The 15,658-nt window shown below is 33.6% G+C and carries 16 protein-coding genes; 7 read left to right on the top strand and 9 right to left on the bottom strand.

Translation table 11 applies throughout. The features are described from left to right. Positions 1–87: 87 nt before the first annotated feature. Genes EV143_RS01830 through EV143_RS01820 form a run of 3 tightly spaced genes read left to right on the top strand, consistent with a single transcriptional unit; the run spans position 88 to position 2,555 of the window. Positions 88–327: a FeoA family protein gene (locus EV143_RS01830; RefSeq protein ID WP_133506282.1), complete on the top strand. Its 240-nt coding sequence runs from the start codon at positions 88–90 to the stop codon at positions 325–327. Further along, positions 327–2,426, top strand: a complete 2,100-nt coding sequence (feoB, locus tag EV143_RS01825; RefSeq protein WP_133506281.1) for a ferrous iron transport protein B — start codon at positions 327–329, stop codon at positions 2,424–2,426. Before EV143_RS01830 ends, feoB begins: the two co-directional genes overlap by 1 nt. Before the next feature lie 6 nt (positions 2,427–2,432). Next, positions 2,433–2,555: a FeoB-associated Cys-rich membrane protein gene (locus EV143_RS01820; RefSeq protein ID WP_133506280.1), complete on the top strand. Its 123-nt coding sequence runs from the start codon at positions 2,433–2,435 to the stop codon at positions 2,553–2,555. A 424-nt stretch (positions 2,556–2,979) separates the two neighbouring features. On the opposite strand, the gene EV143_RS01815 is transcribed toward EV143_RS01820, so the two are convergent. The 3 genes from EV143_RS01815 to EV143_RS01805 all read right to left on the bottom strand — a co-directional run bounded on the left by EV143_RS01815 (position 2,980) and on the right by EV143_RS01805 (position 5,641). Beyond that, the gene (locus EV143_RS01815) at positions 2,980–3,633 is read right to left on the bottom strand and encodes an HD domain-containing protein (RefSeq protein ID WP_133506279.1); all 654 of its coding nucleotides are present in this window, start codon (positions 3,631–3,633) and stop codon (positions 2,980–2,982) included. A gap of 221 nt (positions 3,634–3,854) precedes the next feature. After that, the gene (locus EV143_RS01810; protein ID WP_133506278.1) at positions 3,855–4,847 is read right to left on the bottom strand and encodes an acyl-ACP desaturase; all 993 of its coding nucleotides are present in this window, start codon (positions 4,845–4,847) and stop codon (positions 3,855–3,857) included. A gap of 53 nt (positions 4,848–4,900) precedes the next feature. Next, on the bottom strand, positions 4,901–5,641 hold the full coding sequence (locus tag EV143_RS01805; RefSeq protein ID WP_133506277.1) for a lysophospholipid acyltransferase family protein: 741 nt from the start codon (positions 5,639–5,641) through the stop codon (positions 4,901–4,903). A 127-nt stretch (positions 5,642–5,768) separates the two neighbouring features. On the opposite strand from EV143_RS01805, the gene rnpA reads away from it, so the two are divergent. The 4 genes from rnpA (at position 5,769) to EV143_RS01785 (ending at position 8,976) form a co-directional block, all read left to right on the top strand. Continuing rightward, complete coding sequence (gene rnpA, locus EV143_RS01800; protein WP_133506276.1) at positions 5,769–6,176, top strand: ribonuclease P protein component; 408 nt, start codon at positions 5,769–5,771, stop codon at positions 6,174–6,176. 80 nt (positions 6,177–6,256) lie between these two features. Then, entirely contained in the window at positions 6,257–7,075 is an 819-nt protein-coding gene (locus tag EV143_RS01795; RefSeq protein ID WP_133506275.1) for a DUF4349 domain-containing protein, read from the top strand. Between the two features lie 2 nt (positions 7,076–7,077). Next, the gene (locus EV143_RS01790) at positions 7,078–8,715 is read left to right on the top strand and encodes a S41 family peptidase (RefSeq protein WP_133506274.1); all 1,638 of its coding nucleotides are present in this window, start codon (positions 7,078–7,080) and stop codon (positions 8,713–8,715) included. A gap of 63 nt (positions 8,716–8,778) precedes the next feature. Continuing rightward, complete coding sequence (locus EV143_RS01785; protein ID WP_317128059.1) at positions 8,779–8,976, top strand: OmpA family protein; 198 nt, start codon at positions 8,779–8,781, stop codon at positions 8,974–8,976. Here EV143_RS01785 and EV143_RS01780 read toward each other — a convergent pair whose 3' ends face one another. From EV143_RS01780 to EV143_RS01755, 6 genes are all read right to left on the bottom strand, one after another. Further along, positions 8,977–9,423 carry a GNAT family N-acetyltransferase gene (locus EV143_RS01780; protein ID WP_133506273.1) on the bottom strand — a complete coding sequence of 149 codons (447 nt, stop codon included), beginning with the start codon at positions 9,421–9,423 and terminating at the stop codon, positions 8,977–8,979. It lies immediately after the preceding gene. A gap of 138 nt (positions 9,424–9,561) precedes the next feature. Next, entirely contained in the window at positions 9,562–10,203 is a 642-nt protein-coding gene (locus EV143_RS01775; RefSeq protein ID WP_133506272.1) for a DUF1579 domain-containing protein, read from the bottom strand. Positions 10,204–10,255: 52 nt separating this feature from the next. Continuing rightward, a complete protein-coding gene (locus tag EV143_RS01770; RefSeq protein WP_133506271.1) occupies positions 10,256–11,224 on the bottom strand; it encodes a DUF4837 family protein in 969 nt (322 codons plus the stop codon). 46 nt (positions 11,225–11,270) lie between these two features. Continuing rightward, positions 11,271–13,109 carry a LysM peptidoglycan-binding domain-containing protein gene (locus EV143_RS01765; RefSeq protein WP_133506270.1) on the bottom strand — a complete coding sequence of 613 codons (1,839 nt, stop codon included), beginning with the start codon at positions 13,107–13,109 and terminating at the stop codon, positions 11,271–11,273. Between the two features lie 109 nt (positions 13,110–13,218). Further along, on the bottom strand, positions 13,219–14,406 hold the full coding sequence (locus tag EV143_RS01760) for a phosphoglycerate kinase (RefSeq protein WP_133506269.1): 1,188 nt from the start codon (positions 14,404–14,406) through the stop codon (positions 13,219–13,221). A gap of 222 nt (positions 14,407–14,628) precedes the next feature. After that, positions 14,629–15,615 (bottom strand): PorP/SprF family type IX secretion system membrane protein, encoded by a 987-nt coding sequence (locus EV143_RS01755; RefSeq protein WP_243739775.1) that lies wholly within the window; start codon positions 15,613–15,615, stop codon positions 14,629–14,631. Between the last annotated feature and the right edge of the window lie 43 nt (positions 15,616–15,658).

Below are 15,658 nucleotides of genomic sequence, written 5' to 3'. Positions count from 1 at the left end.
AAAGATTTAGCATATTCAAAAGTTTTAAATGCCTTGCAATAAAGAATTATTGTCTACTTTTGTAATCTAAATTCAATCTAAATAAGCTTGCAAAATACAATCTATACACTGAAAAAAGGCGAGAAGGCCATTATCAAAGATTTTGACATCGATCTTATTCCTCTAAAATTATTAGAAATGGGTTGTTTGCCGGGCAACTTAGTAGAATTACTTCAGATTGCTCCTTTTGGAGATCCATTATATTTGGACATTAATGGCTCGCATGTTGCGATTCGTGTAGAAACTGCTCGTGAAATTGAAGTTGAACTTATCAAAACCAATTTGTAATGAGCATTCAAAATATTAATGTTGCGCTTATCGGAAATCCGAATACCGGAAAAACTTCTGTTTTCAATCAACTTACAGGATTAAATCAGCAAGTTGGAAATTATCCCGGAATTACGGTTGAGAAAAAAATCGGGTTTTGTAAATTACCTCATAACATAAAAGCCAACATTCTCGATTTACCGGGAACGTACAGTTTGAATGCCAGTTCAATAGACGAAAGTGTTGTCATTGAACTTTTACTGAACAAAAACGACAAATTATATCCAGATGTCGCTGTAGTAGTAACAGATGTTGAAAATCTGAAACGAAATTTACTGATTTACACTCAAATAAAAGATCTTGAAATTCCGACGATTTTGGTCATCAATATGTCAGATCGCATGGAAAGAAAGGGAATTACTCTGAATATTCCGTTTTTAGAAGAAAAACTAAAAACCAAAATTGCCTTAGTCAGTTCACGCAAAGGTTTAGGAATTGATGAATTAAAAGAGTTAATTGTTTCTTATAAAACCATTCCGCATGAACCTTGTTTAAACGCTTCGGTTATTGATGCTGAGTATTTTAAAAATTTACAGCATGCTTTTCCAAATCAATTATTATATAAATTGTGGTTGGTTATTACCCAGGATGTCAACTTTCTAAATTTAGACCGTAATGAAATCCGAAGCAGTTTTACCAAATCACACTCCGAACTAAAACGCTTACAGCAAAAGGAAACCATCAAAAGATATCAGTTTATAAATGATATTCTGAAAGAAGGTTTACAAGTTGATGCCACAATGGCAAATGATATCAGAGCCAAACTAGATCGTGTTTTAACGCATAAATTTTGGGGCTATGTAATTTTCCTTGCCATCTTATTTATAATTTTCCAATCTATTTTTAGTTGGTCAACAATTCCAATGGATTTCATTGACAGCACTTTTGCTTCTTTAAGCAGTTGGGTTTCAAAAAAACTACCAAGCGGAATTCTGACCGATTTACTTTCACAAGGAATTGTGCCCGGTATCGGCGGTGTTATTATTTTTATTCCGCAAATTGCTTTTTTGTTTCTTTTTATTTCCATTTTGGAAGAAAGTGGTTATATGAGCCGTGTTGTTTTTTTAATGGATAAAATAATGCGCAAGTTTGGTCTCTCCGGAAAAAGCGTTGTGCCTTTAATTTCTGGAACTGCGTGTGCGATTCCGGCGATTATGGCAACCCGAAATATCGAAAACTGGAAAGAACGCCTTATTACGATCTTGGTAACGCCATTCACGACTTGTTCTGCAAGATTGCCAGTTTATACGATTATTATTTCATTGGTTATACCAGACGAACGTTTGTTTGGTTTTCTTAATATGCAGGGATTAGCTTTGATGATACTGTATTTATTAGGTTTTGGAACTGCAATTCTTTCGGCTTATATCTTAAACAAAATATTGAAATTCAACTCAAAAACCTATTTTGTTGTTGAAATGCCAAGTTATAAATTACCACTTTTTAAGAATGTGGGAATTAATGTTGTCGAAAAAACAAAGGCTTTCGTTGTTGGAGCAGGTAAAATTATATTGGCGATCTCTGTTATTTTATGGTTTTTGGCTTCATACGGACCCGGAAAAGATTTTAACGAGGCTGAAACTATTGTAAAAGAAAAATTCGCTGATACTACACTTGATAAAATTGAATTTGAAAACGAAGTTGCTTCTCAAAAACTAGAGAATTCCTATATCGGAATTATGGGTAAAGCTATTGAACCCGCTATTCATCCTTTAGGTTACGATTGGAAAATTGGTATCGCCATTATCAGTTCGTTTGCTGCGCGTGAGGTTTTTGTGGGAACTCTTGCCACGATTTACAGCGTTGGAAGCAGTGATAACGAAGCAACTATAAAAAGCAAAATGCAGGAAGAAATAAATCCTGAAACAGGAAAGAAGATCTTTAATTTTGCTTCAGGAATATCATTATTGCTTTTCTACGCTTTTGCGATGCAATGCGCTAGTACATTAGCGATTACCAAAAAAGAAACCAATTCATGGAAATGGCCTGCGATGCAGCTTTTCTTAATGAGCGGTTTGGCTTATTTCGTAGCGCTTTTAGCGTATCAACTTTTAAAATAAACGGCCATGATACAAGAAATTATTGCCTTTGGAATATTACTTATTGCTGTTGCTTTCTTAATCAAAAAATTCTTTTGGAAATCTAAAAAGCAAAAAGATTGTGGTGACGGAAACTGTGGATGTTCTTAAGAAAAGGTTCAAAGTTACTAAGGTGCTGAGGTTTTTTTTCTACTATAAAAGCGCTGGATTCGCAAAGGTTTTTTACGTACTATTTGTCAGACTGAGCGATCCCGAAACTTCGGGAGAAGTGCGCAAAGTTGTTGAAGAATATGTTCAACCCGACAAATCCCATTATCTGTTTTTATTGCCTTTAAAGATGTTTTTTGTCTTATTTTAATACAAATAAAACATATCGTGCCTTCGTCTATTTTTATTCTCTCTTAAATTTGATAACTTAAATTATTAAATATGAAAGAGTTAGAAAAAACAGAAATAATTCGGGACAATCTTGTTTCAAGATTATTATGGTTTACCTTAGGTTTCATATGCGCCATTGCTCTATCGTATTTTTTCCTGAGACATCATTAAAACTGCATCTGCAATAGCAGAAAAACTACTTCACTCCTTCCCACTCGGCATAAAACTGTGCAAGAAACATTTCCATAAAGCGATGTCTTTCGGCAGCAATCTGCCTTCCGGTTTCGGTATTCATTTTATCTTTTAAGAGTAAAAGCTTTTCGTAAAAATGATTTATTGTTGGTGCATTGTTCTTTTTGTATTCTTCTTTGCTCATATTAGTTATTGGCGCAATTTCAGGATCATATAAGGATCTATTTTTAAATCCTCCATAATTGAATGCTCTTGCTACTCCAATTGCACCAATTGCATCTAAGCGATCTGCATCCTGAACGATATTCAATTCTACTGACGAGAACTTCTTTTCGAAATTTCCACCTTTATAAGATATGTTTTCGATGATATTTACCACATGCTGAATAATGTCTTCAGCAACCTTTTCAGATTCAAGAAACAAACGTGCTGTTTTGGGTCCGATAGTTTCATCTCCGTTATGAAATTTGCTGTCGGCAATATCATGAAGCAATGCCCCTAACTGAACAACAACTAAATTACAATTTGTTCCTTTTGCAATTAAAAGTGCATTTTTATATACACGTTCGATATGAAACCAATCGTGTCCGCCTTCGGCATCATTTAGTTTTTCTTTTACGAAAGCAATTGTTTTGTTTATTAAATCTGAATTATTCATTTTGGTTTTGTTTGATTTGAGGGAATTCTAATGTTTTGGTTTCACGCAGATAACGCGGATTTAAGCAGATTTACACTGATCGTTTTCTTTTAAATAAAAATGTTGATTGTCAAAGTTTTTAAACCTCAACAATCAACAAATATATTTATAAATGTCAATATCAAAAATCAATTAAAATATCAATCTGAAATCTACATTCTAAAATCTAAAATCTAAAATTATTACAATCTAGCCGGCTCTACCCATTTAAAGATATGTGATTCTTGTGGAATTACGATTCTCTCTGAGATTCTGGCCATACGTGAAGGCAATTTCATTAAATAATCTCGTGCTTTTTCGGCTTCATCTGTAAGGTTCGAAATTTTATCAATTTCCCACTTATCGATTAATTTTTGCATGATTTCTACGTAATCTGTTGCGGTGTAAACACCAATACGTTGTGCAGAGTCTGAAAATTGTTCAAAAGCAGTACTTATCTTTTGTCCTGATTCTCTTAAGAAATGTGCCGGCATAACGATTTTTTGTTTCATCATGTACTGAAACGCCAACATCATTTCACTCGGATCTACTGCAAAAATACGGGTTACAAATTCGCTATACGCATGGTGATGACGCATTTCGTCACCAGCAATCATTTTACACATCTTAGACAACTTGTTATCTCCAAATTTCTTAGCGATTTGTGCAACTCTGTTATGAGATACATATGTTGCTAATTCCTGAAAACTCGTATATACAAAGTTTTTATATGGGTCAGATCCAGTTCCAATATCAAAACCGTCGTTGATTAAATGCTGCGTTGTCATTTCGATTTCGCGCATATTTACACGACCAGACAAATACAAGTATTTATTTAGTAAGTCACCGTGGCGATTTTCTTCTCCAGTCCATTGTCTGATCCATTTAGACCATCCATTACCGCCATTTTCAATCTGGTCTATACCTTCCACATCCATTAACCACGACTCGTATGTTGGTAAAGCTTCCTCGGTGATCGTGTCACCTACAAGCGTTACCCAGAAATCGTATGGCAATTCTTTAGCAATTTCACGTAATTCTCTAACCTCCTCAAAGAAATTATCTCCTTCAGAATTAGGCAGAAAATCTGACGGCTGCCAAATTTTTTCTACTGGAATTAAATACTGTTCTACAAAGCTATCCACGTTTTTTTCCAAAAACTGCATCACTTCTAATCTAATGTTTTTTATAGACATTACTTATTTTAGATTTGGGATTTAAGTTTTAGTTTTTTACTAAAAACAAAAATCTATTTATACTCGTTTACTCCTTCTATAACTGTTTTTTCCGTTATTGCCATTAGTTCTGCAAAATCATAATCTTTTACAGCTAAAGCTTTATGTACGGTAAAACTAAGATGATTTCCTAAACCAACCGGAAACATTCCATAACGAACCATTTTCCATGAATTGTTTATGCTTACCGGAACTACATATGCTGATGGCGCATATTTACATAAAATTTTCAAACCGCTTTGGGCAAACTCTTTTGGTTTTCCGGTTTTGCTTCGGGTGCCTTCGGGGAAAATCACAGCAGATCTTTTATACTTTTCAATATATTCAGATAATCCCTTGATTACGGGAATTGCTTGTTTTGGATCTTTACGGTCAATTAGTACAGATCCTCCGTGGCGTAAATTAAACGATACACTCGGGATTCCACTACCTAACTCTTTCTTACTTACAAATTTACAATGAAAACGTCTAAAGTACCAAATCATTGCTATGATATCGTACATGCTTTGGTGATTTGATACAAAAATTAACGGAACACCAGTAGGAATTGTCTCTCTGTTTTCAATTTTATAGGTTGTTCCAACTAAATTGGTACATCTTAAAAGAAAAAAATTCAGATAATCAACGCTCTTTTTATGCGCCTGATAACCAAAAACATTTAGGCAAATCCATTGTATTGGATGAAAAACCAACAAACATAAACTAAAACATAAATAGTAAATTACGGATATGGGATACGAAATTATCTTTTGCATGCTCAAAAAAATTAAAGGCCAAAAGTAATAAAATATATTTTTAGCGGTATTAAAATTAAAAACAATAACCGTTTTTAGGGTTTAATTGTACCTTTGCCTTATAAAATTGCAACTTTTTTCTGAATTAATGAACTTCACTTACCCAAAAAACGAACATTTAAAAAGCAAAACCACGATTGGATTACTATTTTCTGAAGGAAAATCGGTTTCAAAGTATCCTTTACGTCTGGTTTATCGTTTGGCAGAACCTAATTCAGAAGAGAACATCACCAAGATTGGGGTTTCGGTTTCTAAAAAATATTTTAAAAAAGCCGTTGACCGTAATTACTTTAAACGTGTTTTGAGAGAAACTTACAGATTGAATAAACATTTGCTTTTAGACAATTTGCAAGAACCTTATTCTATTATGTTTTTTTATCAAACGAAGGACCGCTTAACTTACGAAGAAATCAATACTAAGACGATTCAGTTGTTTGAAAAGTTTCTACAACAAGTAAACAAACGCGAGGATTCTGAAACCAAAATTGAGTTGTAAATCTCAAAAGGGAACTTTATTTATCAAATTAGATTAGAAATTATAAAAAAATTGTAGTTTTAGCTCTAAAATGAAATTTTATGAGAGATATTTTCTTTTTGTTTCTAATTTTTGTCGGTCTTACAAGCTGTAGTAAAAGCCATGAAGAGCCTTTAAATGAAATAGCAATTAGTGCTGTTAAGCTTCCTGCTAAAAGTGAATCGAATGCCAATGCAGTATATGATAAAGCTCTGCCGCCAGAAATTCAGAAGAAAATAATAAAAGAAGCTTCTCTTCGTTTTGAAACAAATGATCTGGAAAGTACTTTCAATCAAATTGAAACTGCGATTAAAGCAAATAAAGGAACTGTACAAAATGATTCTGAAGGAAAGGATGACAATAGTGTTTACAGAAATCTAACCATTCGCGTTCCAAGTCAAAATTTTGACGCATTTATAAGTTCTGTTTCCAAAGGAATTTCTTATTTTGATCGTAAAGACATTTCTTCTGAAGATGTTACTGAAGAATATATTGATCTAAATTCGAGATTAAATACAAAACGCAAACTTGAAGCGCGTTATATAGAAATATTAAAAAAAGCCAACAAAATAAGCGAAATTCTAGAAATTGAAAAGCAAATTTCTATTATAAGAGAAGAGATTGAGGCTAAAGAAGGACGCTTAAAATATTTAGAAAGCCGTGTTTCTGAAAGCACAATTTCGATCGAATTTTATAAAACAATCGCGCAAAAAGAAGGCGTTAAAATTTCATTTGGTTCCAAAATCTGGACAGCTATTAAATCTGGTTTTTTTAGCCTATCAGAGTTTTTAATATCCATTATAAGTATTTGGCCATTTATAATACTGTTTTTTATACTCGCCTATTTTATTAGAAAAAGATTTAAAAGAAAAAAAATATAGTCATGTATCCTTATTTCAAAAAGAAGTTCATCATACCAACCGTTGCGGCGGCATTTTTATTTATTGGAACCAGTTTCAAAGACGATTTCTTTGAGATTGCCAAACAAATAGAAATCTTCACTACACTATTTAAAGCTGTTAATACTAATTATGTCGACGAAACAAATCCGGGTGATTTGATGGATAAAGCGATTAAAAGTATGTTGGGAAGTTTAGATCCGTACACGGTTTATTTTAATGAACAGGATGTGGTGAACTTCAAAATCAACAATACGGGTGAATATACCGGAATTGGTGCTATGATCGCCAGAAAGAAAGATCGTTTAATTGTTCGCGAACCTTATAAAAATTATCCGGCAGACAAAGCGGGATTGAAAGCGGGCGATGAAATTATTCAGATTGGAGATGTATTAATTGCTGATTTTAAAGATGATGCTTCGCAATTATTAAAAGGAACTAAAAACACTAAGATTACGATAAAATACCTTCGTCAGGGAAAAACTTTAACGACAGTGCTTGTCTTAGATGAGGTTGATATTAAATCGGTTCCGTTTTACGGAAAAATCGATGACAAAACGGGTTACATTGTTTTGGCACATTTTAGTAGAAAAGCTGCTGCTGAAGTTAAGGAAGCTCTTGAAAAACTAAAAGCTGATGGCGCAAAACAGATTGTTCTTGATTTGAGAGGAAATCCTGGTGGTTTGCTTAATGAAGCAATTGACATTTGTAATTTATTTGTTCCCAAGAATGAAGTTATTGTAACTACAAAATCAAGAATTGAAAAACATAACAATATTTATAAAACTCAAAATCAACCAATTGATACTGAAATTCCGTTGGCTATTTTAGTAAATGGAAGAAGTGCTTCGGCATCAGAAATTGTTTCGGGAGCTTTGCAGGATTTAGATCGTGCAGTGGTTTTAGGAAGCCGTAGTTTTGGTAAAGGTTTGGTACAACGTTCTGTTGACCTGACTTACGGAACACAATTGAAAGTCACTATTTCCAGATATTATACGCCTTCCGGGCGTTGCATTCAGGCGTTGGATTATGCACATAAAGACAAAAACGGAGTTGCTTTAAAAACGGATGCTAAAAACTTTAATGCTTTTAAAACCAGAAAAGGCAGAACGGTTTATGATGGTGGGGGTGTTTTACCGGATATTGAATTGGAAGAAGCAAAAATGAGTCCGATAACAACCGCGCTTTTAAAAAATGACGGTATATTTGATTATGCAACAACGTATTATTATAAAAACCCAGGTTTAGGCGATAAAATCCCAACGATATCTGATGCGGATTATGCCAGTTTTAAACAATATCTGAAAGCGAACAAAATTAGTTTTGATACTGAAACTGAAGTTGCGCTGAAAAACACTTTGGCGGCAGCCAAAAACGAAAAAATAGACGAAACGATCGCACCGGAATATCAGCAGTTACTCAATGCTCTTGAAAAAAGTGAAACTACTTTACTGGACAAAAACCAAAAGGAGATTAAAAACTTAATTCAGGAAGAACTAATCAAAAGATACCAATACCAGGAAGGTTTGTATCAATTTCACATTAAAAACAATTCAGAAATTAAAAAGGCAGTGAACGTTTTAAATAATCAAACTGAGTATAAAACGATTTTAAAAATGTAGAAAAAATGAAGATTGGTAAAGTCTTCAATTTGAAATCAGAGGGCATGTTCGCTTACTCCTGAAATCTATAGTGACGGAATTGACAAAGAAACCAAAGAAAGAACGCTTTCCTGGAACCGTGCCAAAACCGTTTTTAAGTATTTGATGTCTAAAAAAATCGCAAACAACCGAATGACTTTTCAGGGTTGTGGAAATAAATATCCATTAGGAAAGGGCGACAATTATGACCGACGTGTTGAGTTTATGATTACAAAACTTTGACTAACTGCGCTGCATTTCAATATGCGGAATATCATCTTCTAAATACATTTCACTTGTTTGCACAAATCCGTGGCTTTCATAGAATTTCTTTAAGTACAATTGAGCACCTATTGTAATCTCCTCTTTTCCGAAATTTGATTTAATTCCTGCAATTGCTTCACGCATTAAATCATGCCCCCATTTTTTATCGCGATAATTGGCATCTACAACAACTCTTCCGATAGAAGTATTATCGAAACTAATTCCTGCATCAAATAAACGGGCGTAGGCGACAATTTTGCCATCGTATTCACCAATCAGGTGAAGTGCTTTCTTGTCTTTACCGTCAAGGTCTAAATAAACGCAATTTTGCTCTAGTACAAAGATCTCACTTCTTACTTTAAGTAAATCATACAACTCATGAACTGTTAGTGCCTCAAAAGGCTTTATTTTCCATTTTAATTCCATTCTGTAATATTTGAAAAGATCAATTTATTTAAAAAGCTAAATTAAATCAAATTTACAATTGTTTTAAAAAAGATTTATAAACAGAAATCCCGATTACCACATTTAGTAATCGGGATTATTATTTTGATGCAACTGTTTCTATTTCTTCTTCATTATAATTTCCATGCTTTTATATTCTTCTCCATTCTTCACATCGAACATTTCTATTTTTCTCGTTTTCTCATCCACAATAGTATAGACTTCTCTGTAAGGTGTTTTTTTACCGTTTAACGGATTTATCATATCGCCTTTAAATTCAGTGCTTTTTGTTTTTTCATCATACTTACCAACAGCAACTAGCATACCGGTTCCCATATTATCGATAAAAGTAGTGGTGTATTCTTTGCTGGCATTATTGTAAGCGAGTGTACTTTTACCTTCAAATAATTGCCCCATCATTTTTCCCTGATAGTTTGATTCCTGATATCTGCCTCCCAGTATCATCTTGATGTTTGCTGTAGTGGTCGCTTTTTGTGGCTTTCCGTTTGCTTCCGACCAAAAAGTCATTTCGCAGTTCCAGGTACCGGTTTCATCTGCCATCATTTTATGCGGATTTCCAGGAGTTGCATAAGCTGCCCATGCTTTCATTTCTGCTACAGAATCTAAAGGTTCTTCGGCAATTGGTTCTTTAGCTTTAATAGTATCCGTAGCTGTAGTAGTTACTTCTTCTGTTTTTACCTCCTTTTTACAAGATGCAAAACACAATACTAAAATCAATAATGTTACAATAAGTTTTTTCATAATGATCTGATTTAATGTTTTTTGTAAAACAAAAGTAAGAAAAATACGAACGCTATCTTTTATCTACGTTAACTGATTTTATAATTGCTTCTAACTCTAACATTAAGTCACGTTCCTGATTAGATGGCGAGTAACAAAATCCTTCGATTACTAAAATCCTGTTGTAAGCTTCGTCAATAATTGCGTAGTTGATAAAAGGCCCGGTCATGAAATCATTTTTTAATTCCCAGGTGCCTCTGGTTTCAAATGTTTTTCTTCCGTTTAAAATTGTATTTGAAAAATAGGGTGCATAAGCTTCACCGGTTATCATTTGTGTATTTGTTTCCCGGCCTTTTATGTAACGGCCTACAGAATCTCTCATTCTAACAATATTGCCAACAATATCTGAACCGCGTGTTAGCCTTGAAATTGGAATTTGATAAATGAGTAAACTTGTATTTCCGCTTATGATTTCCTTTTTTAGCCACATAAAATTCTTTTTGTGCAGCATGTATTCATAACCAACGGGAATTTGCAAACCGATATGAAATTTGTTTTTTATAACAGCAGGGTTTAATAAGGCTTTGCTGTTATCTTGTTGAATTTTTTGAATCTCGGCATCACGAATCATCTTGATCATTTGTGCCGAATTTAATTCGATGCTGCAAATGATATCGTCAATAGATTTTCCGTAAATGCGAAATGTGTGGTGTGGTAATGCTTTGCTGTGTTTTATTTCGAATTTATCTGTTGCGGCTTTTTTGACTACAATGATACTTCGGCTGTCGGTTACAAAACCTTCAAGCAATTTAGCAGGATATTGATTGATTGTAAATAATGGTTCTTCCTGAGTAAGTCCTAAAACCGGAGAAGCAAATTTATTTCGAATGGTATCGCCCACTTCTCCATACCACAACTGATCGTCGATGATAATAGAAATAGTGTTTGTTTTACCGGATACGGGCTGAGGCTGCGTTTCTTTTTTAAAACACGAAACCAGCAAACACGAAAGTAAAAGGCATAAAAAATGGGTTTTATTCATTTTATTAATTTATGAAATAAAACCCAAATTTAGTTAAGATTTTTTATTATCCGTTTATTTTAAGTTTCATTCCCGGTTTAATATCGGCATCTTGTATGTTATTCCATTTTTTGATATCTGAAATTGTCACTCCAGGATATTTTTTTGAAATACTATATAATGAATCTCCTTTTTTAACGTAATAGTCTTCTGCTATATTTTTAGCCGAAGCTGTTTTTTTCTTAAATGAATCAATAGAAGATGAAGCTACAGCAGTATTGGCTGTGTTTGTTTCTCCATCAAGACGAATCTCTTTACCAACAATTAATGTTTTTCCTAAGCCAAGATTATTTGAAGTTAGGTTGTTCAATTCTTTTAAGTCAGCAATTGAGATATCGAATTTTTTAGAAATGCTTCCTAAATTATCTCCGGCAGCAACTACATATTCTAAACTTTTAGAACCTTTATCGTTGTTGCTTGAAGATGCAACTGCTTCTTCCGGTTGTTTCTTATCAACTTGTGGTGCAACTTTTAATTCTTTTGGATTCTTAACAATTGAATCGTTGTTTGATTTGATTTTTAAAGTTTTTCCAAGAGCGATTGCATTTCCTTTAATGTTGTTCCATTTTTTTAAATCTAAAACAGAAACATCGTATTTATCAGCAATTGTTCCTAAATTATCTCCTTTTCTAACTTTGTAAAACTGCACTTCAGATGCTGCAACTGCATTATTAAGTTGCGCTTTTCCTTTTGGTGAAACTTTTAAAGCTAATTGTTTTGGTAGCCCTTTGTGTTGAGACTGGTAATTTACGTAAGCGTAAATCTTGTCTTCGTTGTTTACAAAAGTGGCAATTTTATCTTTCGGCAAACGCAAAAAGTGTGGTTCGCTTTGGTAAAATGGTACAACGTTTAATTTATATGAAGGATTTAAAAGTTGTATTTGTGATTGTGGCATGTCTAACAAATCAGCGATTTGTTTGAATGACATTTGATTTTTGATTTGAACTGTATCTGTTTCAAAATTCTTTACAAGAGCTCTTTCCGGATTAATTCCGTGTTCTTTATGGAATTCAAAAAGGTACATTGTAGCTAAGAAAGCGGGAACATAACCCTGAGTTTCTTTTGGAAGATGGTTACGGATATCCCAGTATTTTGTTTTTCCGCCAGAACGACGAATTGCTTTGGTAACATTTCCCGGACCTGAATTGTATGAAGCCAATACAAGCTCCCAATCACCAAAAATCTTAAACATTTTGGTCATATATTCTGAACATGCAGCTGTCGCTTTCATAGGATCGCTGCGCTCATCAATATACGAATCGATTTTAAGATTGTATTGTTTTCCGGTTCCGTACATGAATTGCCAAAGACCTGTGGCGCCCATTTGAGAAACTGCTTTAGGGTTTAAAGCAGATTCTACAACGGCTAAATATTTAATTTCTAAAGGAACGTTTTGTTTGGCAAAAGCGTCTTCAAATATTGGGAAATAATATTCTGATAAAGCCATTAATCGGGAGAACGATTTTTTACGATTCTTAAGAAACGACTTTATTACATTTTCTAAACCTTGATTATATTCGATATCAAAAGGCGATTTCTCATTCATAACCTGAAGTCGCTGTTTAAGCAACTCAGTTGGTAATTCTTCATCAACAGAAACATCTGTATTAATGGTTTGAATGTCTTTCGTTAAATCATCGTAGATATCTAAACTTACTAATTCGTTCATCCAAAGACTGTCTACGCGAGTACACATTTTATCTTTTTGGAAGGAATTCTTAACAGAATCTAAATACGATATTTTTAAATCCGCTTTAATCTGTAAATCAGCTTTAGCAACATCTTGTGCAAAACCAATCGTTGATAATAAAACCGAGACTCCTAATGATAGTTTCCTTATAATCATATAACATTTTTTTAAAATTCTATAATTCAAGTTATTACAGACACGTTAGTTTTGCAAACTTAAGCAGTTTATACGTGTTAGTTATCCAAAAAAATGTTAAAAGTGCTTTTTAGTCCAAAATCGCAGCAATTCCAGGTAGTATTTTTCCTTCTAACATTTCAAGCATAGCACCACCTCCGGTAGATACATAGCTTACTTTATTTTCGAATCCGAATTGTTTTACCGCGGCAACAGAATCACCACCTCCAACTAATGAAAAGGCTCCTTTTTCTGTAGCTTCTGCAATATAATCACCTAAAGCGATTGTTCCTTTTGCAAAAGATTCCATTTCAAAAACGCCTAATGGTCCATTCCATAAAATAGTTTTTGACTCTAAAATTACTTTTTTGAAGTTTTCTAAAGATTTAGGACCTGCATCAAGACCTTTCCATCCGTCAGGAATTGCTTTTACATCTACGATTTGAGTATTTGCTGTGTTTGAGAAATCATCTGCAGCTACTACATCAACCGGAATGTGAATCTGAACTCCTTTTTCTTTGGCTAATCTTAAAATTTCAAGTGCTAATTCTTGTTTGTCATCTTCACAAATAGATTCACCAACTTTTCCGCCAAGTGCTTTAACGAAAGTAAAAGTCATTCCACCTCCAATAATCATGTGATCTACTTTATCTAAGATATTTTCGATAACGGTAATTTTTGATGAAACTTTAGAACCTCCAAGAACCGCAGTAACCGGTTTCTCGCTATTTTTAAGTACTTTGTTTAAACTTTCAATTTCTTTTGCCAATAATGTTCCAAAAGTTTTATCGTTTGGAAAAAATTGCGCGATAATAGTTGTTGAAGCGTGTGCTCTGTGTGCAGTTCCGAATGCATCGTTTACATAAATGTCTCCAAGTGAAGCCAATTCTTTTGCAAAAGCAACATCTCCAGCTTCTTCTTCAGCATGAAAACGTAAATTCTCCAATAATAATACTTCTCCCGGTTTTAAGTTTTTAGCAGCGGTTTGAGCTACTTCTCCAACGCAGTTTTCAGCAAACTGAACCGGAACTTCTAAAATCTCTGAAGCTGTTTTAAGAATATGTTTTAATGAATATTTTTCTTCAGCACCTTTTGGTCTTCCTAAATGCGACATTAAGATTACGCTTCCACCTTGCTTTAAAATGGCATCAATAGTTGGTTTAGCTGCTTCAATACGTGTTGCATCAGTTACATTAAAGTTTTCATCCAGTGGCACATTAAAGTCAACACGGATAATAGCTTTTTTATTTTTAAAGTCGAAATCGTTTAAAGTTTTCATTTGATAGTTTTTTTATTTTTTGAAAGAATAACAAATATAGAACTTTTAAAATAGTATTAAATTCAGAAAATATAAAAATAACCTATCTATAACAACGAAAACGTTGTAAACTATGAAATAAAAACAAATTAATGGTGAAAAGATGAAAAATGCCACATTCCCATTAACAATTAAAGCTTACTGTTTCGGTTAACAGTAAGCTTTAATGTAAAGGTTCTTTATTTAGTCGTGAACGGGACTTTGTGTACAAGGACAGTTACTGATTGAACCGAATAAATCTAATCCGATTGTGATCGAGTGCGTGCCGGTATTATAGTTACCCAAGTCGTTAAACATTACCTGATAAGAATATCCGAAGTAAAATTTAGATTTCATGAAACCTAACATTGGTCCAACAGATAATGGTTTTGGAAACTGGTCGTTTAAGAAACGATACGAAACTCCAACCCAATAGTAATCTTCATAGCGATTGTAACGTCTGTACTTAAAGTTAAGATCCGTAGTAGAACGCCCATCACTGGCAAAATATTGGTAATACAAAGATGGTTCATATTCTATACGGCTGTTTTCGCCATCTTTAAAAACAAATCCAGTATACACCTGATAATTTGAAAGCAGGGATGGTTCAACTCCTCTATATTTATCTATGTTTTTCTTTAAAACGTTATTTGCATTAAAACTTAAATAAAATGCTTTATTACGATACAAAGCACTAATGTCAAAGTTGTTGTTTGAATTATAACGATTATCGGTAACTGAAGGATCTATATTCGTTGGCGCTCCAGGATTATTGGGGTCATTTGTGAATTTATCAATATCAATTTTAAAAGTATTAAAGTTGTATGAAATACCAAAAGACAAATATTGCTTTGAATAATAATCTAAGATAAGGTGATGTGCAAACGAAACTTTAGCACCGGTTTGTCTTGTGTTTCCGTTACTATCATTATACAACGAGATTCCGACTCCGGAACGATCCAGAATTCTAAAATCAGCATACAGCGATTGGTTATCAGGCGCATCTTTAATTCCTACCCATTGGGTAAGTCCATTTGCCCTAATTCTAAGATTGTCACCAATACCTGCAAAGGCTGGAGAGATAACAAAAGGGTTGTCAGCCAAATACTGCGTAAACACTGGTAGGTTTAACTCTTGGCTGTAACCTGATGTTACAGCCATGAGTACTAAGGATAAAATTAATTTTTTCATTGTAATAATTTTTTTAGATAACATAGTTTGGGGCTCTAATTTG

The sequence above is a fragment of the Flavobacterium chryseum genome (assembly GCF_004362015.1).
GTDB lineage: Bacteria > Bacteroidota > Bacteroidia > Flavobacteriales > Flavobacteriaceae > Flavobacterium.
Note: the sequence above shows the minus strand (reverse complement) of the source record. Positions and strands in the feature narration are given on the sequence as shown.

Bases quoted from the DNA above. Each gene is read 5' to 3' on its own strand.
- EV143_RS01765 (WP_133506270.1), bottom strand. From the start codon at position 13,109: ATGATTATAAGGAAACTATCATTAGGAGTCTCGGTTTTATTATCAACG.
- rnpA (WP_133506276.1), top strand. From the start codon at position 5,769: ATGAACTTCACTTACCCAAAAAACGAACATTTAAAAAGCAAAACCACG.
- EV143_RS01795 (WP_133506275.1), top strand. From the start codon at position 6,257: ATGAGAGATATTTTCTTTTTGTTTCTAATTTTTGTCGGTCTTACAAGC.
- feoB (WP_133506281.1), top strand. From the start codon at position 327: ATGAGCATTCAAAATATTAATGTTGCGCTTATCGGAAATCCGAATACC.
- EV143_RS01775 (WP_133506272.1), bottom strand. From the start codon at position 10,203: ATGAAAAAACTTATTGTAACATTATTGATTTTAGTATTGTGTTTTGCA.
- EV143_RS01805 (WP_133506277.1), bottom strand. From the start codon at position 5,641: ATGCAAAAGATAATTTCGTATCCCATATCCGTAATTTACTATTTATGT.
- EV143_RS01755 (WP_243739775.1), bottom strand. From the start codon at position 15,615: ATGAAAAAATTAATTTTATCCTTAGTACTCATGGCTGTAACATCAGGT.
- EV143_RS01770 (WP_133506271.1), bottom strand. From the start codon at position 11,224: ATGAATAAAACCCATTTTTTATGCCTTTTACTTTCGTGTTTGCTGGTT.
- EV143_RS01820 (WP_133506280.1), top strand. From the start codon at position 2,433: ATGATACAAGAAATTATTGCCTTTGGAATATTACTTATTGCTGTTGCT.
- EV143_RS01790 (WP_133506274.1), top strand. From the start codon at position 7,078: ATGTATCCTTATTTCAAAAAGAAGTTCATCATACCAACCGTTGCGGCG.
- EV143_RS01780 (WP_133506273.1), bottom strand. From the start codon at position 9,423: ATGGAATTAAAATGGAAAATAAAGCCTTTTGAGGCACTAACAGTTCAT.
- EV143_RS01760 (WP_133506269.1), bottom strand. From the start codon at position 14,406: ATGAAAACTTTAAACGATTTCGACTTTAAAAATAAAAAAGCTATTATC.
- EV143_RS01810 (WP_133506278.1), bottom strand. From the start codon at position 4,847: ATGTCTATAAAAAACATTAGATTAGAAGTGATGCAGTTTTTGGAAAAA.
- EV143_RS01815 (WP_133506279.1), bottom strand. From the start codon at position 3,633: ATGAATAATTCAGATTTAATAAACAAAACAATTGCTTTCGTAAAAGAA.